Annotated in this window: 19 protein-coding genes; 11 read left to right on the top strand and 8 right to left on the bottom strand. The window is 74.1% G+C overall.

What is annotated here, in order from left to right; translation table 11 throughout:
- Window positions 1–402: 402 nt before the first annotated feature.
- The gene (locus AOQ37_RS16070; protein ID WP_062645211.1) at window positions 403–828 is read right to left on the bottom strand and encodes a hypothetical protein; all 426 of its coding nucleotides are present in this window, start codon (window positions 826–828) and stop codon (window positions 403–405) included.
- Window positions 829–1093: 265 nt separating this feature from the next.
- On the opposite strand from AOQ37_RS16070, the gene AOQ37_RS16065 reads away from it, so the two are divergent.
- Window positions 1094–2059, top strand: coding sequence for a MurR/RpiR family transcriptional regulator (locus tag AOQ37_RS16065; protein WP_374701506.1), 966 nt, complete (start codon window positions 1094–1096; stop codon window positions 2057–2059).
- Between the two features lie 111 nt (window positions 2060–2170).
- Complete coding sequence (locus tag AOQ37_RS16060) at window positions 2171–2755, top strand: hypothetical protein (protein WP_062645210.1); 585 nt, start codon at window positions 2171–2173, stop codon at window positions 2753–2755.
- A gap of 48 nt (window positions 2756–2803) precedes the next feature.
- Here the strand turns inward: AOQ37_RS16060 and AOQ37_RS16055 are convergent, their stop codons facing one another.
- From AOQ37_RS16055 to AOQ37_RS16040, 4 genes are read right to left on the bottom strand one after another with little or no spacing between them, the layout of a single operon-like run.
- Window positions 2804–3178, bottom strand: coding sequence for a roadblock/LC7 domain-containing protein (locus AOQ37_RS16055; protein ID WP_020128504.1), 375 nt, complete (start codon window positions 3176–3178; stop codon window positions 2804–2806).
- Window positions 3179–3200: 22 nt separating this feature from the next.
- Window positions 3201–3737: a roadblock/LC7 domain-containing protein gene (locus AOQ37_RS16050; protein WP_062645209.1), complete on the bottom strand. Its 537-nt coding sequence runs from the start codon at window positions 3735–3737 to the stop codon at window positions 3201–3203.
- A 34-nt stretch (window positions 3738–3771) separates the two neighbouring features.
- Entirely contained in the window at window positions 3772–4689 is a 918-nt protein-coding gene (locus AOQ37_RS16045) for a hypothetical protein (protein ID WP_062645208.1), read from the bottom strand.
- Complete coding sequence (locus tag AOQ37_RS16040) at window positions 4686–5126, bottom strand: hypothetical protein (RefSeq protein WP_078890209.1); 441 nt, start codon at window positions 5124–5126, stop codon at window positions 4686–4688. The genes AOQ37_RS16045 and AOQ37_RS16040 overlap by 4 nt, the downstream gene beginning before the upstream one ends.
- 488 nt (window positions 5127–5614) lie before the next feature.
- Here AOQ37_RS16040 and hutU point away from each other — a divergent pair, with 488 nt between their 5' ends.
- Genes hutU through hutI form a run of 4 tightly spaced genes read left to right on the top strand, consistent with a single transcriptional unit; the run spans window position 5615 to window position 11098 of the window.
- Window positions 5615–7279 (top strand): urocanate hydratase, encoded by a 1665-nt coding sequence (gene hutU, locus AOQ37_RS16035; protein WP_062645206.1) that lies wholly within the window; start codon window positions 5615–5617, stop codon window positions 7277–7279.
- The gene (locus AOQ37_RS16030; RefSeq protein WP_062645205.1) at window positions 7276–8493 is read left to right on the top strand and encodes an allantoate amidohydrolase; all 1218 of its coding nucleotides are present in this window, start codon (window positions 7276–7278) and stop codon (window positions 8491–8493) included. Before hutU ends, AOQ37_RS16030 begins: the two co-directional genes overlap by 4 nt.
- Window positions 8490–9863, top strand: a complete 1374-nt coding sequence (locus AOQ37_RS16025; protein WP_062645204.1) for a formimidoylglutamate deiminase — start codon at window positions 8490–8492, stop codon at window positions 9861–9863. Before AOQ37_RS16030 ends, AOQ37_RS16025 begins: the two co-directional genes overlap by 4 nt.
- Window positions 9864–9901: 38 nt before the next feature.
- Window positions 9902–11098, top strand: coding sequence for an imidazolonepropionase (hutI, locus tag AOQ37_RS16020; protein WP_062645203.1), 1197 nt, complete (start codon window positions 9902–9904; stop codon window positions 11096–11098).
- On the opposite strand, the gene AOQ37_RS16015 is transcribed toward hutI, so the two are convergent.
- The 3 genes from AOQ37_RS16015 to AOQ37_RS16005 all read right to left on the bottom strand — a co-directional run bounded on the left by AOQ37_RS16015 (window position 11038) and on the right by AOQ37_RS16005 (window position 15115).
- Window positions 11038–12111 carry a DMT family transporter gene (locus AOQ37_RS16015; RefSeq protein ID WP_078890208.1) on the bottom strand — a complete coding sequence of 358 codons (1074 nt, stop codon included), beginning with the start codon at window positions 12109–12111 and terminating at the stop codon, window positions 11038–11040. The genes hutI and AOQ37_RS16015 overlap by 61 nt on opposite strands.
- Window positions 12112–12270: 159 nt before the next feature.
- Window positions 12271–13836 carry a ricin-type beta-trefoil lectin domain protein gene (locus AOQ37_RS16010; protein ID WP_062645202.1) on the bottom strand — a complete coding sequence of 522 codons (1566 nt, stop codon included), beginning with the start codon at window positions 13834–13836 and terminating at the stop codon, window positions 12271–12273.
- A 343-nt stretch (window positions 13837–14179) separates the two neighbouring features.
- Window positions 14180–15115 (bottom strand): RNA polymerase sigma factor SigF, encoded by a 936-nt coding sequence (locus AOQ37_RS16005; protein ID WP_062645201.1) that lies wholly within the window; start codon window positions 15113–15115, stop codon window positions 14180–14182.
- Window positions 15116–15353: 238 nt separating this feature from the next.
- Between AOQ37_RS16005 and AOQ37_RS16000 the strand changes: the two genes are divergently transcribed.
- From AOQ37_RS16000 to AOQ37_RS15980, 5 genes are all read left to right on the top strand, one after another.
- Window positions 15354–15749 (top strand): STAS domain-containing protein, encoded by a 396-nt coding sequence (locus AOQ37_RS16000; RefSeq protein ID WP_062645200.1) that lies wholly within the window; start codon window positions 15354–15356, stop codon window positions 15747–15749.
- A gap of 203 nt (window positions 15750–15952) precedes the next feature.
- Window positions 15953–16501 (top strand): ATP-binding protein, encoded by a 549-nt coding sequence (locus tag AOQ37_RS15995; RefSeq protein ID WP_062645199.1) that lies wholly within the window; start codon window positions 15953–15955, stop codon window positions 16499–16501.
- Between the two features lie 724 nt (window positions 16502–17225).
- Window positions 17226–17948, top strand: a complete 723-nt coding sequence (locus tag AOQ37_RS15990) for a hypothetical protein (RefSeq protein WP_062645198.1) — start codon at window positions 17226–17228, stop codon at window positions 17946–17948.
- 29 nt (window positions 17949–17977) lie between these two features.
- On the top strand, window positions 17978–18811 hold the full coding sequence (locus tag AOQ37_RS15985; protein WP_062645197.1) for a COG1470 family protein: 834 nt from the start codon (window positions 17978–17980) through the stop codon (window positions 18809–18811).
- Window positions 18808–19911: a hypothetical protein gene (locus tag AOQ37_RS15980; RefSeq protein WP_062645196.1), complete on the top strand. Its 1104-nt coding sequence runs from the start codon at window positions 18808–18810 to the stop codon at window positions 19909–19911. The genes AOQ37_RS15985 and AOQ37_RS15980 overlap by 4 nt, the downstream gene beginning before the upstream one ends.

The raw sequence follows: 19911 nt of genomic DNA, 5'->3' as shown, positions 1-19911 counted from the left end.
GCGTCCTGCATATTTATGGATGTCGGCAGGGCGGGAGCGGCTCCCCGCCCCACCGGCACCCAAACGGCGTCACGGACCTCCGGAGCGGCTCCCGGACCTCCACCGACGCCACGGACGCGCAAGCCCGGCCTGACCCGGCCCGCGTCCCTCGCGGGGACCGCCGTCGTCCCGCCCCCCGGCAACGGGGGTGCGGCGGTCCCCGCGCAAGCTTCCGCCGAAGGGCCTGTCCACCGGACAGGCCCTTCGGCGTCGAACGGGTCCTTCGGCGTCGTCGGACGGCTCCTTCGGCGTCGGACAGGTCCTACGGTGTCGGCCGGACCGGTTCCGGTTCCGCCTTCCGGTCGGCCAGGAGCCGCGGGGCGCCGGCCGGGCAGCCGGCCGGCATGCGACGCGGGCTCCTGGTCACTCCTCCCAGTCGCTGTCCTTCTTCGAGGAGCGGCGGCTGCCGAACAGGCCGGGGTGGGTGCGGGCGGCCTGGACCACGTTGACGCCGACGATGCCCACCCAGGAGACGATCAGCCCCGGCAGGTGCGCGGTGCCCGCGCCGATCGCGGACAGCGGGACCGCCAGCACCAGCGAGACGATGCCGAAGCCGAAGCGCTCGCCCCACGAGTCCGTCGCCTGGGGCGAGCGGGCGTCCCGGGCCGCCGCCATCTGCTGTTCCGCGAACTGTCGCCGCACCCGGCGCTCCACCGCGCCGTCGATGCGCTGGTCGACCTTCTCGAGGAACGAGTCCACCAGCGCGGACTCGTACTCCTCGCCCAGTTCCCTGCGGGTCGCCAGGGTGGCGTCGAGTTCCTTCTTCAGGTCCGTGTCACGCGCTTCCATGGTGGTCTCCCGTCCCGTCATGGACCCAGGCTAGGGAGCGGGGGTGTCCGCCGCACTGGGGATAGCCCCCCTGTCCGGGCTCGGGTCCAGGGGAGGCCGGGACGCCGGGCGGGGCTGTCGCATCGGCCGTCGTGCCGCGCGCACCGGTCCCGTCGATCGTCCGGCGTCCCTTGCCCGGCTGCATAACGTCATGCAGAGTTCTCGGTAGGTGAATGGCCCTGTCGACGCTGGACCGGTTCACGGACATCTGGAGGGGGAGCGGGGCATGAGCGCTGAGTCGGAGACCGGTGGGGGAGCGTCGGAAGTGCCGGAAGTGCAGGGAGGGCGGGGAGTGCCGGAGGGGTCGGATCGTGGGGTGACGGGCCCGGCACCGGACGCGGGAGCGGGTGCCGGTGTGCCGGACAGTCCCGCCGCTCGGCTCCAGGCGCTCTTCGAGGGGCACCGGCTGACCCCGACCCAGCGGCGCATCGCGCACAGCATGGTGCGCGGCGCCGCCGACGTACCGTTCCTGTCCAGCGTGGAGCTGGCCGAGCTCGCGGGCGTCAGCCAGCCGTCGGTGACCCGCTTCGCGGTCGCCCTCGGCTTCGACGGCTACCCTGCCCTGCGCAAGCACCTGCGCGAGGTCGCCCCGGCCGAACAGGCGGCGGGACCGGCCTCGTACAACGAGTACCAGCAGGCCGTCGAGGCCGAGATCGAGAACCTGCGGCACCTCGCCGAACTGCTCGCCGATCCCCGGCCGGTGCAGCGGGCGGGCCGGCTGCTGGCGGCCTCCCGTCCGCTTCCGGTGCTCGGACTGCGGGCCGCCGCCTCCCAGGCCTACGGGTTCGCGTACTTCGCCGCCAAGGTCCATCCGGACGTACGGCTGCTGAACGAGGGCGGCACGATGATCCACGACCGGATCGACGCCGCCGTCCGGGCCGGTGCCTCGGCCCTGCTCTGCTTCGCGCTGCCCCGGCATCCGCGCGAGGTCGTCGACACCCTCGCCTACGCCCGGGAGGCGGGGCTGAGCGTGGTGACCGTGGCCGACTCCGCGTTCGCGCCGGTCGCCAAGGTCTCCGACCTGCTGCTGCCGGCCGCCGTCGGCACCGGCCTCGCCTTCGACACGGCGTGCGCGCCGATGCTCCTCGGGCGGGTGCTGCTGGAGGCGATGTGCGACGACCTGCCCGACGCGCAGGCCCGGCTGGAGGAGTTCGACGCGCGGGCGGCGGCGCGGGGGCTCTTCGTGGAGTAGGCCGCCGTTTCCGGGGAGCGCGAGTTTTCGGGCGTTCTCTCAGACTTGTCTCACGTTCGCTCACTAGTCTGAACGGTCACGAAACTGTGCCGGAGAGACCAGGAGGCGGGCGTGGCGCGCGGAGGGCAGGGGCTGGCTCGGGTGGCCGTCGTCGTACGGGCCGGAGCCGCGCCGTTGTGGTGGTGCGGAGTGTTCGCGGCGGGGGTCGGGGTGCTGGTGCCCGGCCTCACCGGACGGCGGATCGGGGTGCTGGCCGGGGCCGCCCTGTTCATCGTCGCCCTCGCCGTGGTGGCGTGGCGCGGCCGTCGGCGGTATCTCGACCTGGGCAGCGGCGCCGCCCGGGCCGGCAAGCACGATGTGCTCCAGGACCGGGCGGTGACCGTACGCGCCTGGCGGCGCGGACACCGCTGGTGGCTGCTGCTCGCCTTCGTGGCCGCGCTGGGCAGCTCCTTCGCGGTGCCCGCGGCCGCCGGTCTGCTGCTGGCCGGCTGGGGGACGGGACTGCGGCTGAAGGCCGCCTGGCTCGGGCGGCGGGAGCGGGCCGACGACGCACTGCTGTGGGTGCGCGTCGACTGGCTGGACCGGCGCGGCGGACGTCCGGCGGGCAAGGCCGTCAAGGCGTACCGCAGCACCGGCATCGCGGCGGGCGACGCGGCCCCGGGCGGGTCCCGCCGCCGCACCGCGGCGCTGGTCTAGACGCGGGCCGGTCCTGACCGGCCGGGCAGCCCGGCCGGTCAGGACCGCTCACACCTCGAGGTCCTCCTCGATCTTCTTCAACTGGTGGCGGGCCATCGCCAGGTTGGCCCGCTTGGCGTCCAGGACCAGGTACATGAAGAGTCCGTTGCCGCCGCGGCCGCTGATCAGCCGGATCAGGTGGTACTGGTCGTTGAGCGTGATCAGGATGTCCTCGATCTGGCCCTTGAGCCCGAGGTGCTCCATGGTGCGCATCTTGGCGCGCACCACGTCGGTATTACCGGCGGCGGCGACGTTCAGATCGAACGTCTTGCTGCCGCCCATCGTGCCCAGCGCCATGCCGCTGGTGTAGTCGACGAGCGCCACTCCGGTCGCGCCCTCGATCGAGGCGAGACACTCTTTCAGTGTGGTTTCGGTGTTGGCCATGACTGTGCTCCTCGGTTCCTTCTCAACTTTCCGTGGTGGTGCGCGCGTTGGTCGTCGCCGATCCGCGCGCCGATCTGGTCCGTACGATGGGTGGCTTGGCGGGCGTCCGCACCGGCGGCTTCGCGGGGGTCTTGGCCGGCGTCCTGGCCGCTGTCGCGGCGGCGTCCTTCGCCTCCCGCGCCTTCGCCTCCCACGCGTCGACGAGCTCACCGATGCGGGCCCCGGCCCGGCGGCCCTCCAGATGCAGCCGGCCGACGTTGACGCGGTCCTGCGCGAGCAGGGTCAGCACGGCGCTGTCACCGGCCGCGTAGGTCGCGACGTAGCCGTAGACCCCGCGCACGAGCAGCTCGCGGAAGTCGCCCTGGCCGGTCGTGTCCGCCATCCGCACCGCGACGCCGAGGGCCGCGGCGGTCAGCGCGGCCACCACCTCCGGTTCCACACCGGGGGTGTCGTGGGCGAGGACGAGACCGTCCACACCGGCCGTCAGGGCGCCGGTCAACTGGGGCACCCGGGCCCGCAGTCGCCGCAGTTCGTCGAGTATCTCGGGCTCGGACACCATCAGCTCGCTCCTCTCGGCGCGCGGTCGCTGCCGTTCAAAGGGCCTCCAGCGCATCCCTGAGCCTCTTCAGCAAGGTGATGTCGGGGTCGTTGACACGGGGCAGGGTGATGCCCGGTGGCGGGGCGGGGTCGGGGGCGGCGGGACCCACGGCGCGTTCCGCGGTCGCCCCGGCGCGGAACGGGAGCGCGGGCGGCGGCGGGCGGTGCGGCCGGGGCGGCGGGAAGAGGGCGGTCAGCAGGCCGGCCGCCGCCAGCCGCCGGACGTCCACCAGGGTGTGGAAGGCCTGCCGGCCCAGTTCCCTGGCGATGTCCGGGGCGGTGCGCACGCCGTCCACCGCCGCCAGCACGGCGCTCTGCCGGGCGGTCGGCGCGGGCGCCGCGACGGTCTCGGACCGCCGCAGCGGCGCCCCGTCGGTCAGGGGGTCGGGCCACAACCGGTGCAGCAGTTCGCGCCGGCGCAGCGTCTCGCGTTCGACCGCCTCGACCGGGACGGGCCGCAGCGGGCCCAGCCAGTGCCCGGCGCCGTACCGGAAGCGGCCCGGGGTGCTGCTGGGGGTGAGCGCGAAGTACGCCGCGTCGTACACCGCCTCCAGATGGCACAGTTCCAGCGCGCCGCGCGGGACGCGGCCGGCGTCGAGCAGCAGCCGGGCGACGCCGTACTCCTCGTCGGCCCGTTCCCTCGCGTCCTGCCAGCCGGCGGGCGTGAGGGTGCCGTGGGCCAGGAGGAGCACGTCGAGGCCCGGGGCGAGCGGGCTCTCGGCGTGCACCACACGGCCCTCGGCGAGGTAGAGCGAACCGCGCTCGCGCTCCAGGACACCGGTCGCCCGTTCGGCCGCGAGCCGGGTCAGCATCGGCGACAGCCCGCTGCCGCGCTCCCTGGCCGCCGACTTCTCCCGCACGGGCAGCCGGGGCGGCGGGGTCGTCCCCTGCGGAGGCGTTCTCACCGCGGTCACCCCAGCACCAGCCGCCCGGCCATCTCGCCCAGCCGGATCCGGGCCAGCGCGAGGTTGCCGTCCGGCCGGGCCAGCCACACGTGCAGGAACACGCTGCTGTCGAAGGACGTGGGGACGAAGCGGAGGACGTGGTAGCTGTCCCGGTTGCTGATGATCAGGTCCTCGACCGGAGGATCGGCGACCCCGCCCTCCGGGCCGCCCGCGCCGCCCGGGCCGTCGTGACCGCCCGGGCGGTCGTAGCCGTCCGGGGCGAACGCCCGCTGCTCCGCCGTGAGGCGGGCCACCTCGGCGGCCTCGGCGGCCGCCGCCTCGTGGTCGCCGCCGGGGAACTCCCCGACCGCGCCCAGGGCCAGCCCGCTCGTCCAGTCGACCAGCGCGGCCCCCCGGGCGCCGGGCAGCCGCATGGCCTCGAGTAGACACTCGTCGATTCCGGGCACCGTTGGGCTCCCCTCCCGCCTTCGGTTCGGCTGAGTGATGAAGAAGCTACGCAACGTAGGCGTCGAGGAGTGAGTCTTCTGGCATTTTCCAGCGGAACATGCGGCGGGATCGCTAACGTGGGTCGACTGACTCCGTTTCGGGCCGGATCCTCGCCCCACGCGCCCCTTCTCCACCGTTCAACACCGGCCGACCGGCGCGCGTCAACGGCGCGCGTGCCTTCGTGGGGTGGTGAACGCCAGCCTGTGCGCCCCCTGGGTCCGTGCTCCCCGGCCTGCGCTCCCCGAGCCCGCGTCCGCGCCTGTGTCCACGCCTACGCCTGCGCCCACCCCCGCGCCTGCGCCCACATCCGGGCCTGCGTCCGTGGCCGCGACCGTGACCGTGCCCCGATGCGTGGCTCCGATGTATTGACTAGTCCTATTCATCGAGTCAGGATGTGAATAACAACTGCAACAACCGCCGGGATCACCCATCCGCAAGGAGGCAGACCATGTCAGGACCCCGCCCCGTACGAGCGCCACGCGGTACGGAACTGAGCGCCCTGGGATGGCAGCAGGAAGCCGCCCTGCGGATGCTCCAGAACAATCTCGACCCCGAGGTCGCCGAACACCCCGACAAGCTCGTCGTCTACGGCGGCACGGGCAAGGCGGCCCGCGACTGGCGCTCCTTCGACGCGATGGTCCGCACCCTGCGGACCCTCAAGCAGGACGAGACCATGCTCGTGCAGTCCGGCCGTCCGGTCGGCGTCATGCAGACCCACGAATGGGCCCCGCGCGTCCTCATCGCCAACTCCAACCTCGTCGGCGACTGGGCGAACTGGGAGGAGTTCCGCCGGCTGGAGCACCTGGGTCTGACCATGTACGGCCAGATGACCGCCGGTTCCTGGATCTACATCGGCACCCAGGGCATCCTCCAGGGCACCTACGAGACCTTCGCCGCCGTCGCCGCGAAGAAGTTCGGCGGCACCCTCGCCGGCACGATCACCCTCACCGCCGGCCTCGGCGGCATGGGCGGCGCCCAGCCGCTCGCCGTGACGATGAACGACGGCGTCGCCCTCTGCATCGACGTCGACCCGCGCGCCATCGAGCGCCGCATCGAGCACCGGTACCTCGACGTCCGGGCCGACTCCCCCGAGCACGCCCTCCGGCTCGCGGTGGAGGCACGGGACGCCCGCCGCCCGCTCTCCATCGGCCTGCTGGGCAACGCGGCCGAACTGCTCCCGCGCCTGCTGGCCGAGGGCGCCCCCATCGACATCGTGACCGACCAGACCTCGGCCCACGACCCGCTCGCCTACCTGCCGATCGGTGTCGACTTCGACGACATGGCCGACGCGGCCGCCAAGGACCCGGCCGGCTTCACCACCCGGGCCCGCGAGTCGATGGCGAAGCACGTCGAGGCGATGGTCGGCTTCATGGACGCCGGCGCCGAGGTCTTCGACTACGGCAACTCCATCCGCGGCGAGGCCCGACTCGCCGGGTACGACCGCGCGTTCGCCTTCCCCGGCTTCGTCCCCGCCTACATCCGCCCGCTCTTCTCCGAGGGCAAGGGCCCCTTCCGCTGGGCGGCCCTGTCCGGTGAGGCCTCCGACATCCACAAGACGGACAGGGCGATCCTCGACCTCTTCCCGGAGAACGAGTCCCTGCGCCGCTGGATCGAGCTGGCCGGTGAGCGCGTCCACTTCCAGGGCCTGCCCGCCCGGATCTGCTGGCTCGGCTACGGCGAGCGCGACAAGGCCGGCGAGCGCTTCAACGACATGGTGGCGTCCGGCGAGCTGGCGGCCCCCCTCGCCATCGGCCGCGACCACCTGGACTCCGGCTCCGTCGCCTCCCCGTACCGCGAGACCGAGGCCATGCTCGACGGCTCCGACGCGATCGCCGACTGGCCCCTGCTCAACGCCATGGTCAACGTCGCCTCGGGCGCCTCCTGGGTCTCCATCCACCACGGCGGCGGCGTCGGCATGGGCCGTTCGATCCACGCCGGGCAGGTCAGCGTCGCCGACGGCACCGCGCTGGCCGGCGAGAAGCTGCGCCGCGTGCTCACCAACGACCCCGGCATGGGCGTCATCCGGCACGTCGACGCGGGCTACGAGATCGCCGAGACCGCGGCCGCGGAGCGCGGTGTGCGGGTGCCCATGCGCGAAGGTGACGACGCGTGACCTTCCACAGCATGTGGGCGGAGCTGCTGCCGGTCGGCCGCAGCTCCGCCTCCGGCGGCTACCGCCGCTACGCCTGGACCGCCGCCGACACCGACTGCCGGACCTGGTTCCGGGAGCAGGCCGAGGCACGGGGACTGACGTACGAGGCGGACCGCAACGGCAACCAGTGGGCGTGGCTCGGCGACCCCGCGGCCGGGGACGCCGTCGTCACCGGGTCGCATCTCGACTCCGTGCCGGACGGCGGCGCCTTCGACGGACCCCTGGGCGTGGTGTCCTCCTTCGCCGCCCTCGACGAACTCCGCGCACGGGACGTCACGTTCACCAAGCCGCTCGCCATCGTCAACTTCGGCGACGAGGAGGGCGCCCGCTTCGGACTCGCCTGTGTCGGCTCACGGCTCACCGCGGGCCGGCTCACCGTGGAGCAGGCCCACCGGCTCACCGACGGCGACGGCATCACCCTCCCGCAGGCCATGGAGGCCGCAGGCCAGGACCCCGACGCCATCGGCGCGGACCCGGAGCGGCTCGCCCGGATCGGCGCCTTCGTGGAACTGCACGTCGAGCAGGGCCGCGCCCTCGACCTGAGCGGCGACCGGGTCGGTCTCGCCAGCGCCATCTGGCCGCACGGACGCTGGCGGTTCGACTTCCGGGGCGAGGCCAACCACGCCGGCACCACCCGCCTCGCGGACCGGCGCGACCCGATGCTGCCGTACGCCGAGACCGTGCTCGCCGCCCGCCGCGAGGCCCGGCTCGCGGGCGCCGTCGCCACGTTCGGCAAGATCTCCGTCGAGCCGAACGGCGTCAACGCCATCCCCTCCCTGGTGCGCGGCTGGCTCGACTCCCGCGCCGCCGACCAGGCCACCCTCGACACCGTGGTCGGCGGTGTGGAGAAGGCGGCCCGCGAGTACGCCGAGGGCCACGGCATCGACCTGGACGTCGTCCGTGAGTCGTTCACGCCCGTCGTCGAGTTCGACCACGCCCTGCGCGACGAACTGGCCCGCATCCTCGGCAGCGACACGGACCTCAAGGTCCCCGTGCTGGGCACCGGCGCCGGACACGACGCCGGAATCCTGTCCGGGACCATCCCGACCGCCATGCTGTTCGTGCGCAACCCCACGGGCGTCTCGCACTCCCCGGCCGAGTTCGCCGCCGAGGACGACTGCGTGGCCGGGGTGCACGCCCTCGCCGACGTACTGGAAGGACTGGCCTGCCGGTGACCCCCACGCAGCGGACACGGACGTACTGGCTGGAGCACGCCTGGCTCGACACGAACGTCGAGCCGGGCGTCGCCCTCACGGTGTCGACGAGCGGCTCCGCCGCGGGGCCGGCCGGCCGCATCACCGCCGTCCGGACCGGCGTCGACACCCCGCCGCCCGGTGCCGAGATCCTGCGCGGCCTCACCCTCCCCGGCCTGGCGAACGCCCACAGCCACGCCTTCCACCGGGCCCTGCGCGGCACCGTCCAGGTCGGCTCCGGCACCTTCTGGACCTGGCGCGAGGTCATGTACGCGGTGGCCGACCGGCTCACCCCGGAGACCTACCACCAGCTGGCCCGCGCCGTGTACGCCGAGATGGCGCTGGCCGGCATCACGGCCGTCGGCGAGTTCCACTATCTGCACCACGCCCCCGGCGGCACCCCCTACGCCGACCCCAACGCCATGGGCGAGGCCCTGATCGAGGCCGCCGCCGAGGCCGGGGTCCGGATCACCCTCCTCGACACCGCTTACCTGTCGGCCGGCTTCGGACAGCCCCCCAACACCCATCAGCTCCGCTTCTCCGACGGCGACGCGGACGCCTGGGCCGAACGCTGTTCACTTCTCAAGGAACGGGATCACGCGAGGATCGGGGCGGCCGTCCACTCCGTCCGGGCCGTGCCCGCCGACCAGTTGGCCACCGTCGCGCGCTGGGCCGAGGAGCGCCGGGCGCCGCTGCACGTGCACCTGTCCGAGCAGACCGCCGAGAACGACGCCTGCCGCGCGGCCCACGGCCGCACCCCCACCCAGCTCCTCGCCGAGCACGGTGTCCTCGGACCGCGCACCACCGGCGTCCACAACACCCATCTCACCGGCGAGGACATCGCCCTCCTCGGCCGCTCCGCCACCGGCACCTGCATGTGCCCCACGACCGAACGGGACCTCGCCGACGGCATCGGCCCCGCCGTCGCCCTCCAGGCCGCCGGCTCACCGCTCTCCCTGGGCTCCGACAGCCACGCCGTCATCGACCTGTTCGAAGAGGCCCGCGCGATGGAGCTGAACGAGCGGCTGCGCACCCGCACCCGGGGCCACTGGACGGCGGCCGCCCTGCTGCGCGCCGCCTCCGCCGACGGCCACGCGGCCCTCGGCACCCCGGACGCGGGCGTCCTGGAGGCCGGCGCGGTCGCCGACTTCACGACGATCGCGCTCGACTCGGTCAGGACGGCCGGGCCGGTGCCCAGGCTCGGTGCCGAGACGGCCGTATTCGCGGCGACCGCGGCGGACGTACGGCATACCGTCGTCGCCGGGCGTCACGTCGTACGCGACGGGGCGCACACGCTCGTACCGGACGTGCCGCAGGCCCTCGCGCGGGCCGTGGCCGCTCTGCACGCGTAGCGCCCCCCACCGGACCCCGCCCCCACGAGGACACCACGATGAGCAGCAGCACCGGTACGACCGGCACGACCACCGTCATCGGCAACATCGCCACGCTGGTCACCAACGACCCCTCCCTCGGTGACGGTTCTCCCCTCGGTGTGGTCCGGGACGCGGCCGTCGTCATCGAGGGCGACCGCGTCGTGTGGACCGGTGAATCAAGCAAAGCACCCGCCACTGACAACCGGGTCGACGCCGGCGGCCGGGCGGTCCTCCCGGGCTTCGTCGACTCCCACTCCCACCTGGTCTTCGCGGGCGACCGCACCGAGGAGTTCAACGCCCGCATGTCGGGCCGCGGTTACACGGCGGGTGGCATCCGCACGACGGTGGCGGCCACCCGGGCGGCCACCGACGAGGAACTGGAGGCGAACCTCACCCGTTTCCTCTCCGAGGCCCTCCGCCAGGGCACGACCACCTTCGAGACCAAGTCGGGCTACGGCCTGACGGTCGCCGACGAGGCCCGCGCCCTGCGGATCGCCGCCGCCCACACCGACGAGGTCACCTACCTCGGCGCGCACGTCGTCTCCCCCGAGCACGCCGACGACCCGGCCGCCTATGTCGCCCTGGTCACCGGCGAGATGCTCGACGCCTGCGCCCCGCACGCCCGCTGGATCGACGTCTTCTGCGAGAAGGGCGCCTTCGACGGCGACCAGGCCCGCGCGATCCTCACCGCGGGCCGGGCGAAGGGGCTGCACCCCCGCATCCACGCCAACCAGCTCTCCTACGGGCCGGGCGTGCAGCTGGCGGTCGAACTGGACGCGGCCAGCGCCGACCACTGCACCCACCTCACGGACGCGGACGTGGACGCCCTCGCGAGCGGTGACACGGTCGCCACGCTGCTGCCCGGCGCCGAGTTCTCCACCCGGGCCGAGTGGCCGGACGCCCGCCGGCTGCTGGACGCGGGCGTCACCGTCGCCCTCTCCACGGACTGCAACCCCGGCTCGTCCTTCACCTCGTCCGTGCCGTTCTGCGTCGCGCTCGCGGTGCGGGACATGGGGATGACACCGGACGAGGCGGTGTGGTCGGCGACCGCGGGCGGCGCGGCGGCCCTGCGCCGCACGGACGTGGGCCGCGTGGCCCCCGGCGCCTACGCCGACCTGACCCTCCTGGACGCCCCGAGCCACGTCCACCTGGCCTACCGGCCCGGCGTACCGCTGGTCTCCGGGGTGTGGCGGCGCGGCGTACGGGTCGTCTGAGCCGCCTCCGCCTCCGCCTGCGCCTGCGCCTGCGCCTCTGATCCCACCGTCGATTCCACCGCCGGACCCCGGTCCCGGTCCGCCACCGACCGGCCCCAGCCGGTGCCCAGCAGCACGAGCACCGCGCCCACGAAACCGAGCCATCCCGGCCGGTCCCCGGCCAGCGCGATGCCCACGGCGGCCGCCCACACCGGCTCGGTGCCCAGCAGCAGGCTGACCCGCGACGGCGACGTACGGCGGACCGCCCACATCTGGACGAAGAACGCGAACAGCGTGCAGAACACGGAGAGGTAGACCAGCCCCAGCCAGTCGCCGCCGTCGAAGTCCGCCGCCGCCGCCCACGGGGAGGCGCCCGCCCCCGGCAGCGCCACCAGCACCGCGAACACGGCCACCGCGGAGCCCAGTTGGACGGTCGTCAGCGACAGCGCGTCGGCGCCGCGCACCGAGTCCATGCGCGCCATGGCCAGCACGTGCACGGTACGGGCGACGGCCGCCCCCAGCATCAGCAGATCGCCCCCGGACGGAGCGGTGAAGCCGGCGCCCTGCGTCAGCAGCGCCACACCGAGCACCGACAGCCCGGCCGCCGCCAGGAACGCCCGCGGCAGCCGCACCCCGCGCACCCGGCTCTCCGCGAGCGGCGTGAACACCATGGTCAGGCTGATGATCAGCCCGGCGTTGGTCGCGGAGGTGTGCACCACGCCGTAGGTCTCCAGCAGGAAGATCCCGGCCAGGATCAGGCCCAGCACCCCGGCCCCGCGCCACTGCGGCCCGCTCAGCGCGCGCAGCCGCCGCCACCCCACGACCACCAGCACCGGCAGCACCACGGCGAACCGCAGCACCAGCACGGCCGGCACGGTGTCCGCCGTGGTGACCCCCTTGGCGGCGAGATAACTGGAACCCCAGACGACGGCGACGAGCAGCACCGGAACATCGGCGAGCCGCCCGAGCGCCGCCGAGGCACCGGCGGGGGAGCCGGTGGAGGTACCGGCGGGGGAGTCGGTGGAAGGGGGCATGGGTCTCCTCATGAGCAGAGGACGGGGCTGGCCCAGCGGCTCTGCTGGTCAGAGGGCTGGGTCAGAGTAGTCACCCGGAGGAGTCCGGCCAATGGGTTTCCACGATGAGGACGGTCCGGCGGATTGCCCGTCGGACCGCCGGCCGGACCGTCCGGCGGGTCATGCCGCCCCCGCCCGCCACAGTTGGTCCCCGGCCTCGTCCAGGGGCTCCAGCGACACCCCGCCGCCCGCGTCCGCGGTCAGCGCCGTCAGGATGGCGATCGCCGGGCGCACGGTTCCGTCGTCGTCCACGGTGAACCGCAGGTTCGCCCCGTGATCGCCCTCCACCGAGGCGCACTCCCACACCCCCACGCCCTTGTCCACGGACCCTCTGCTGTCCAGACAGAAGTCCTGGTCGGCGTAGGACTGGAGCACCCCGCGCGCCGCGTCCACCCGCCAGCGCTGGCTGGGCGAGGCGGTGCACGGCACCGTCACCACGTCCGTGCCGTTGTCGAAGTCGCCCGCCACCTCCAGACAGCGCCCGTTGGCCACGTTCACGACCTGGGCGAACGTCCCGCCGGGGGCGCGGGTCGGGGACGGTGTGGGCTTCGGCTTCGGCGGGGTCCTGGTGCGGGACGGCGACGAACTCGGCGTCGCGGAGGGCGAGGGGGAGGCAGGGGTGGACACGGGCGGCGGCGCGGGGACCGTCGCCGTCACGGTCACCGGTGGGGCCGTCGAAGGGCCGGTGACGACCGCGCCCGCCGCGTCCTGCGCGTCCCCCGAGTCGTTCGAGGTCAGCAGCAGGGCCACCGCCAACGGCACCACCGCCACCCCCAGCGCGGCCGAGGCCAGCGCCGTCCGCCGCGACGGCCGTCGCACGGCCGCCGCCCCCCGGCCGCCCGACGGCTGCCGGTCGTCCCTGACGTACGCCGACCCGCCCCACATCAGCAGCCCCTCCGCGAGCGCGCCCCGGGGATCGTCGCGCAGGGCGCACTGCTCCTCGTAGGCGGTCGCGCAGTGCGGGCAGCGGGCCATGTGGGCTTCGAGGTCGGGGCTGTGCCGCGGGGCGTCCGGCCGTACGGACTGCTCGATCAGCCGGCGGAAGTCCCCGCAGCGCGGGTCGTCGGAGGCGGCCAGCCGGTGCCGGAGGCAGGCCTGGGCCAGGAGGTGGAGCGCGGGGCCGGTGCCGTAGGTGACGTCCTCGGCGGACAGGCCCAGCATCGCGGCCGTCCGGTCGGCGGGCTCGCGTTCCACGACGCCGTACCAGAGGAGGCCCTGCGTACGGGAGGGCAGGGAACGGAAGGTGGCGAGCAGGGGCGGCACCGGGCCGCCGGGGGCCGCCGTGTTGAGGACGAGCAGCAGTCCCGCGTCCAGGCCGCCGGCCCGGTCGTCGCGGGCCCACTCGGTGGCCACCCGCCCGGACAGCAGCAGGAGCCGGTGGCGCCAGGCTCCGCCGGGGTCGTTGCCGCGGGCGGTCTCCCGGGCGGCGAGGGCGAACGCCTCGGCCGCGAGGCGCCGCGCGGCCGGTTCGCCGGTCGTGCAGCGGCGGGCGTAGGCCAGGACGGCGGGGTGGTGGCGGGCGCGGAGGGCGCGCAGCGCCGGGTACGCCTCGGCGGGGGCGGCGCGGAGCCGGTCGGTGAGGCAGGCGTCGGGACTGCCGGCGTTCACATCGGCGCTCGTGTCGCCGTGGTCGCCTCCGCCTCCGCCGCCGCGGTTGCCGTCGCCGTAGCCGTCGGCACGGGCCATGGGGGTCGCCTCCTCGCCGGATGCGCAGCACGCCCGCGTTGCTGACGTACCGGTCAGTCTGTGGTGGGGGCGACCCTAGTGGCCCCAGGGGGCCCTTGGGGAGGTTTCCGGGGGTAACAAGAGGGGGTCGGAGAGACGGAGACCGACGCGGCCGGGTGCAGACCGGACGCGTCGGGTGGAGACCGGACGCGGCCGGGCGGAGGCCTGGGCGCCGAGGCGGAGCCTGAAGCGCGAGGCGGAGTCCGGAGCGCGCGGTCGAGTCCGGAGCGCGCGGTGGAGGCGGTGGGCCGGGGGGACACCGGCGTCCGTGTCCGGGACGGCACCCGGACACGGACGGGACGGGTCACTCCTCGACCGTCAGTCCCTTCCGCAGCCGCACCAGGGTCCGTGACAGCAGTCGCGACACGTGCATCTGCGAGATGCCGAGTTCCTCGCCGATCTCCGACTGGGTCAGACCGGCGACGAAGCGCAGGGACAGGATCTGCCGGTCGCGCGCGGGGAGTGCGGCGATCAGCGGCTTCAGCGACTCGACGTACTCGATGCCTTCGAGTCCGTGGTCCTCGTAGCCGATGCGATCGGCGAGGGCGCCCTCGGAGTCGTCCTCCTCCGGCTGCGCGTCCAGGGACGAGGCCGTGTACGCGTTGGACGCGGCCATGCCCTCGACGACCTCCTCCCGGGAGATCTCGAGGCGCTCGGCGAGCTCCGCGACGGTGGGCGCCCGGTCGAGCTTCTGGGCCAGCTCGTCGCCCGCCTTGGCCAGGTCGAGCCGCAGCTCCTGGAGCCGGCGCGGGACGCGCACCGACCACGACGTGTCGCGGAAGAAGCGCTTGATCTCGCCGATGATGGTTGGCATGGCGAAGGTCGGGAACTCGACGCCCCGCGACAGCTCGAAGCGGTCGATCGCCTTGATCAGGCCGATGGTGCCGACCTGGATGATGTCCTCCATCGGCTCACTGCGCGAGCGGAACCGGGAGGCGGCGAACTTGACCAGCGCGAGGTTCAGCTCGACGAGGGTGTTGCGCACGTACGAGTATTCGTACGTGCCCTCCTCGAGGGACTCGAGCCGCGCGAACAGGGTCTTCGACAGGGCCCGTGCGTCGACGGCTCCGACCTCGTCGTACGGGGGGATCTCCGGAAGACCGGCGAGGAGGTCGGTGGGGTCGACGTCCGGAGCCGGGTCGTACGCGATGGGTTCCAGACGCTCTTGTTCCGGAGGGGGTGTCGACGTCGCTCCGCGGGTAGGCGGTGCGTCGAGCCGGGGTGACATGATGTCCTCCATCGTTCTCGGCATATGGCTGCCGGAGCCAGTGAGTGCACAGCGGTGTGCGGCGCCTCCAAAGCCGGCCGTGTCGGGTACGTGCTCCTACTAGCCCTACCCGCTTTACTTGCCCCGCCGCAAGTGCATTTTGTCCAAGTATGTCCGTTTGTGTGCGATTGTTCGGGTGTTGAGGTGCGGGCCGAAGGCGTAGGGTGCGAGGGCGTCAGCAAGCAGTCAGCAACCCAGGAGAAGAGACGGCATGGACCGCGGGACGGTCGGCAGCGCACAGTCTGGCCGGCTTCTGGTCGAAGTGCGGCAAGAGGGCTCCAGCGCCGTGGTCACCCCGGCGGGTGAGTTGGATCACCACACCGCCGATCTGTTGCGTGAGCCACTCGAGGACTGCCTCGCCAAGGGGCTCAGCAGGTTGGTGGTGGACTGCACCCGGCTGGAGTTCTGCGACTCCACCGGGCTCAACGTGCTGCTCGGCGCCCGCCTGAAGGCGGAGGCGGCCGGTGGCGGGGTCCATCTGGCGGGCATGCTGCCCGTGGTGGCACGGGTCTTCGAGATCACCGGCGCGGACGCGGTGTTCACCGTGCACGCGACGGTCGACGAGGCCCTGAGCGACGGGCACGACGAGCGTGACGAGGACGGCTGAGTCCCGCCGTCCGCCGGAGACGGGTGCGAACGGACGTGAACGGGGGGTGTTCCGGCGGTTCTCTCGGGCAGGAGACATCCTGAAACCCGAACATGTCGGCGGCAATGCCGACACGAACGCCGTCCGCCTACGTACGGACTTGCAGTGATCCGACTTGTGAATTGTGAACCGGTGAATCGGGGAATCGGTGAGGTGAAGCGCTGATGAGCACCACCCGGCCTTGTTCGCCGGGCGACCGCGGCCCGGAGCCCAGCGGCGCTCCCGGGGCGTCCGAGGGGGGCGCGGCGGGAGCCGAGGTGTCCCCAGGGGGCGCGGAGACCGTGGTGTCCGGGTCGCCGGGCGGCCCCCAGGTGAGACGGCTGAGCTTCGACGACGCCACCGGGGTCGTCCCGCTCGCCCGCGACTTCGCCCGCCAGGCCCTCTACGCGTGGGCCTGGCTGCCCGCGGCCACCGCGGACCAGCGGGCCGCCGCGGAGGACGTCCTGCTCGTCGTCTCCGAGCTGGTCACCAACGCGTGTCTGCATGCCGAGGGACCGGACGCGATGGTCCTCAGCTGCGACAACAAGGTGATCCGCGTCGAGGTCTCGGACCGCGGCGCGGGCCAGCCGGCGCCCCGCACCCCGCACCGCGCGGGCCGTCCCGGCGGCCACGGCATGTTCATCGTCCAGAGACTCTGCCTGGACTGGGGCGTCGTACGGGCCCCGGACATCGCGGGCAAGACGGTCTGGGCGGAACTGGGCGCCCCGGCCTGACCGCCCCGGGCCCAGGCCCGACCGCCTAGGCGGTCGGGCCGACTGCTTGGGCGTCGGGTCGCCTGGGTCGCCTGCTTCGGCGTCGGGCCGACGTCGACGCCCCACTGCGGCGGATCGGTCGACCCGCCACGCGGTCGGCGTCGGGGCCGTGGTCGGGGCCGTCGTCCTGACCCGCCCGGCGATACCCGCCCGCGCGAGGGCCCGGCCCGCCCGTCGGTCCCGGCGAGCTGGGCGGATCTGTCGCGCAGCCGTCGTCGGGGCTGTCGTCCGCCCGACCGCCCGACGACGCCCGCCCGTGCGAGGGCTCGACCCGACCACCCCGGACCCGGGCCTGCCTGACGTCCGGGGCTTGTTCCTGCCCAGGGTCGGGGTCCGGTCCGGGTCGGTTCCTGTCCGGGGACGGCCGCTGTCCGGGGTCGGTTCCGGTCCGGTTCGGTTCCTGTCCGGGGGTGGCTGCTGTCCGGGGTCGGTTCCGGTCCGGGGTGGCTGCTGTCCGGGTGTGTTCGGTTGCCTGGTCGGGGTCCGGTCCTGGCCTGATCGTGTCGGGGTGCTCGGGTCGCCGGGGAGTCCGCGGTGTTCTCGGCGCCCCCGAAACCGCGCGCCGGATCGCCGCAACTCCGGCGTGTACGTTCTCTTCCCTCCTCATCGCCCCGGGCGTACCTTGACGGCTCAATCTGATGCCTCGTCAGTAAGGGCGGGGCAGTGGGAGTGAGGGGTCGGGACCGTGTCGAACCGGAAGCGCACCGCCGCGCTCGCGACTGCCGCGGCCCTGGCCGGCTCGGCGGTGTGGATGGCCGCCCCGGCGGCCATGGCCGAGGTCGTGAACGTCAACTACGCCTGCAAGACGCCCATCGGCGACAAGAGCGCCGTATCGCCCATCGACATCAAGGGCGTCAAGAGCGGCAGCGGCTACAAGATCACCATGTCCTGGCAGAAGGGCGTCTCCTCCAGTCCCGTCGAACTCGGCGCGGGCTCGATGAAGCCGAGCGCCACGATCGAGGTGGGCGGCGCCGACAGCGGCACCCTCGCGGTCACCGGCCCCGCCAACCAGGCCGCGATCCCCGAGAACACCCCCATCAAGATCAACGACCTGAGCGGCACGTACACCCCCAAGAAGAGCGGCAAGGTCACCTTCACGGCCGGTGTGCTCACCATCAAGGCGCTCGGTACCACCACCACGTGCACGCCCACCAACAACGCGGGCCCCTCACTGACCCTCGACGTGACCGCGGCGGGCGGCGGCGGCACGAGCGGCGGCGGCACGAGCGGCGGGACCACCAGCGGTGGCGGCACGGGTGACGGCGGCTCCGGCGGCGGTCTCCCGCAGACCGGCCCCGCGGACTCCGCCGTCGCCCTCGGCACCCTCGGCGGCACGGTGCTGCTCGCCGGCGCGGCCGGTGCCCTGTGGCTGACCCGCCGGGGACAGACGGCACGCGTCCACCGCTGACCGTCCCCGTACGAGTGCTGGAGCCGCCGATGCCGTACGCCGCCGCCCGTGCCCTGCTGCTGACCCTGCCGCTGCCGCTGCTGCTCGCGGCCACCCCGGCCGCGTCCGGCGGCTGGTCGGTCGCGCCCTCCGGTGGCGGACGGCCGTCCTTCTACGCGGAGGGCGTCCCCGGGGCCGTGCTCCGGGACACGCTCGCCGTGACCAACCGGGGCACGGCGCCGCTCACCGTACGGCTGCGCGCCACCGGCGACGGCCTCCGGGTCTTCTTCGCCGAACCGGCTCCCGGCATCCCCGCCCGCACCCGCGCCGAGGTGCCCTTCACGGTGACGGTCCCGGCGGACGCGCCGCCGGGCGACCGCGCGGGCGAACTCCTCGTACGGGACTCCGGCGGCCGGGAGTCCGCCGTCCGGCTGCTGATCCGGGTCGGCGGCCCGGAGCTGGCCGCGCTGACCGTCGAGCACGTGGCCGTGCGCGGCGACCGCATCACGTACGAGCTGGTCAACCGCGGCACCACGGTGCTCGTCCCGCGGCTCGCCGTCCACGCGGACGGCGTTCTCGGCGCCGTCCTGGACCGCGCCCCGCGCACCCTGCCCGTCCGGCTGCCCCCGGGCCGCCGCCTCGCGCTCGACGAGCCGTGGCCCGACCGCCCGGCCCTGGACGCCGTCACCGTGCGCCTGACGGTGACCGCACCGGGTGCGGCGCGGGCCACCGGACGGGTGTCGGCCCGGTTCGTGCCGTGGGGCACGGCGACGGCCACGGCGGCGGCGCTGTCGGTCGCGGGGGCCGCGGTGGTGGTGGCCGTACGACGACGCGGACGCCGGCCGGACACCACGCGGGCCACGCCGAGGGGAGCACGGACATGAGAGGCAAGCCCCGGAACACGGCGCTGGTGCCCGCCCTGCTGCTGACGCTGCTCCCGCTCCTGCTCTCGCTGCCGTCGTCCGCCACCGCCGCCGCGGCGGAGGGGAAACCGGCCGTCACACTCTCCACGGCACAGGCGGGGACGGGCGGGTCGATCACCGTGAGCGGCAGCGGCTGGCGGCCGCGCACGCTGCTGATGCTGCTGGTCTGCGGACAGGCGACCCCGGCCCGGGGCGTGGTCGGCGGCACCAACTCCTGCGCCAACGCCGACGGACGCGCCGTCACCACCGACGCCGACGGCCGCTTCAGCAGGACGCTGCCGGTGACCGAGCCGCCGGTACCCTGCCCCTGCGTGGTGCACGTGGCCACCGCGACCGGGGCGAAGGCGCGGGTCGACGCGGTGTTCCAGGTGGCCGGGCACCCGGTCGAACCGCTGCCCGCGCAGACGGCCGGCGGACGCCTGGCCGTCCTCTCCGACACCCGGCTCGACGGCTCCGGCGGTCTGCTGACCTGGTTCGGGGCGCCGCCCTCGCGCACGCTCGCCTTCACCGTGGGCAACGTGGGCACCGCGGCCGTGCGGAACCCGGTCTTCGAGGTCGGCACCGCGCACGGCGTGTTCGCCCCGCAGTGGGACGAGCGGCAGTGGCACGGCACGCTCGGCCCCGGCGAGAAGGCCCGCGTCGAGCTGCCCGTCGAACTCACCGCAGGCGCCCACGGCGACTACACCGTCTCCCTGAAGTACGGAGGGAAGGTCCTCGCCGAGCAACCCTGGGGGGTGGGCCGTCCCTGGGGCGTGACCCTGTTCTGGATCCTGCTCTGCCTGGTGGTGCCCGCGGCGGTCTTCCGTATCGGGATGGCCGTGGTGGACCGGGTCCGCCCGCGCCCCGCCGCCCGACGGCCCGTCCGCGCCCCGGGGCGCGGACACCGGCGCGGAACCGCGCCCGCGCCCCCGAGGCCCTCGCCCCCCACCCCGAACGCGACCCTGCCGTGGTTCGCCCCGGACACCGGTCCGGGCCCGGCGGGCCGGCTCTCCGCACCGCACGAAGACCGTCCGACGAGTCCCACGACTCCCACGACTCCCGGCAGGAAGGGATCCACGTGA

It is taken from the genome of Streptomyces maremycinicus, from assembly GCF_001184025.1.
Classification (GTDB): domain Bacteria; phylum Actinomycetota; class Actinomycetes; order Streptomycetales; family Streptomycetaceae; genus Streptomyces; species Streptomyces maremycinicus.
This window is presented reverse-complemented; position numbering and strand designations above follow the sequence as displayed.

Bases quoted from the DNA above. Each gene is read 5' to 3' on its own strand.
- AOQ37_RS16070 (WP_062645211.1), bottom strand. From the start codon at position 828: ATGGAAGCGCGTGACACGGACCTGAAGAAGGAACTCGACGCCACCCTG.
- AOQ37_RS16065 (WP_374701506.1), top strand. From the start codon at position 1,094: ATGAGCGCTGAGTCGGAGACCGGTGGGGGAGCGTCGGAAGTGCCGGAA.
- AOQ37_RS16055 (WP_020128504.1), bottom strand. From the start codon at position 3,178: ATGGCCAACACCGAAACCACACTGAAAGAGTGTCTCGCCTCGATCGAG.
- AOQ37_RS16050 (WP_062645209.1), bottom strand. From the start codon at position 3,737: ATGGTGTCCGAGCCCGAGATACTCGACGAACTGCGGCGACTGCGGGCC.
- hutU (WP_062645206.1), top strand. From the start codon at position 5,615: ATGTCAGGACCCCGCCCCGTACGAGCGCCACGCGGTACGGAACTGAGC.
- hutI (WP_062645203.1), top strand. From the start codon at position 9,902: ATGAGCAGCAGCACCGGTACGACCGGCACGACCACCGTCATCGGCAAC.
- AOQ37_RS16015 (WP_078890208.1), bottom strand. From the start codon at position 12,111: ATGCCCCCTTCCACCGACTCCCCCGCCGGTACCTCCACCGGCTCCCCC.
- AOQ37_RS16010 (WP_062645202.1), bottom strand. From the start codon at position 13,836: ATGGCCCGTGCCGACGGCTACGGCGACGGCAACCGCGGCGGCGGAGGC.
- AOQ37_RS16005 (WP_062645201.1), bottom strand. From the start codon at position 15,115: ATGGAGGACATCATGTCACCCCGGCTCGACGCACCGCCTACCCGCGGA.
- AOQ37_RS16000 (WP_062645200.1), top strand. From the start codon at position 15,354: ATGGACCGCGGGACGGTCGGCAGCGCACAGTCTGGCCGGCTTCTGGTC.
- AOQ37_RS15995 (WP_062645199.1), top strand. From the start codon at position 15,953: ATGAGCACCACCCGGCCTTGTTCGCCGGGCGACCGCGGCCCGGAGCCC.
- AOQ37_RS15985 (WP_062645197.1), top strand. From the start codon at position 17,978: ATGCCGTACGCCGCCGCCCGTGCCCTGCTGCTGACCCTGCCGCTGCCG.
- AOQ37_RS15980 (WP_062645196.1), top strand. From the start codon at position 18,808: ATGAGAGGCAAGCCCCGGAACACGGCGCTGGTGCCCGCCCTGCTGCTG.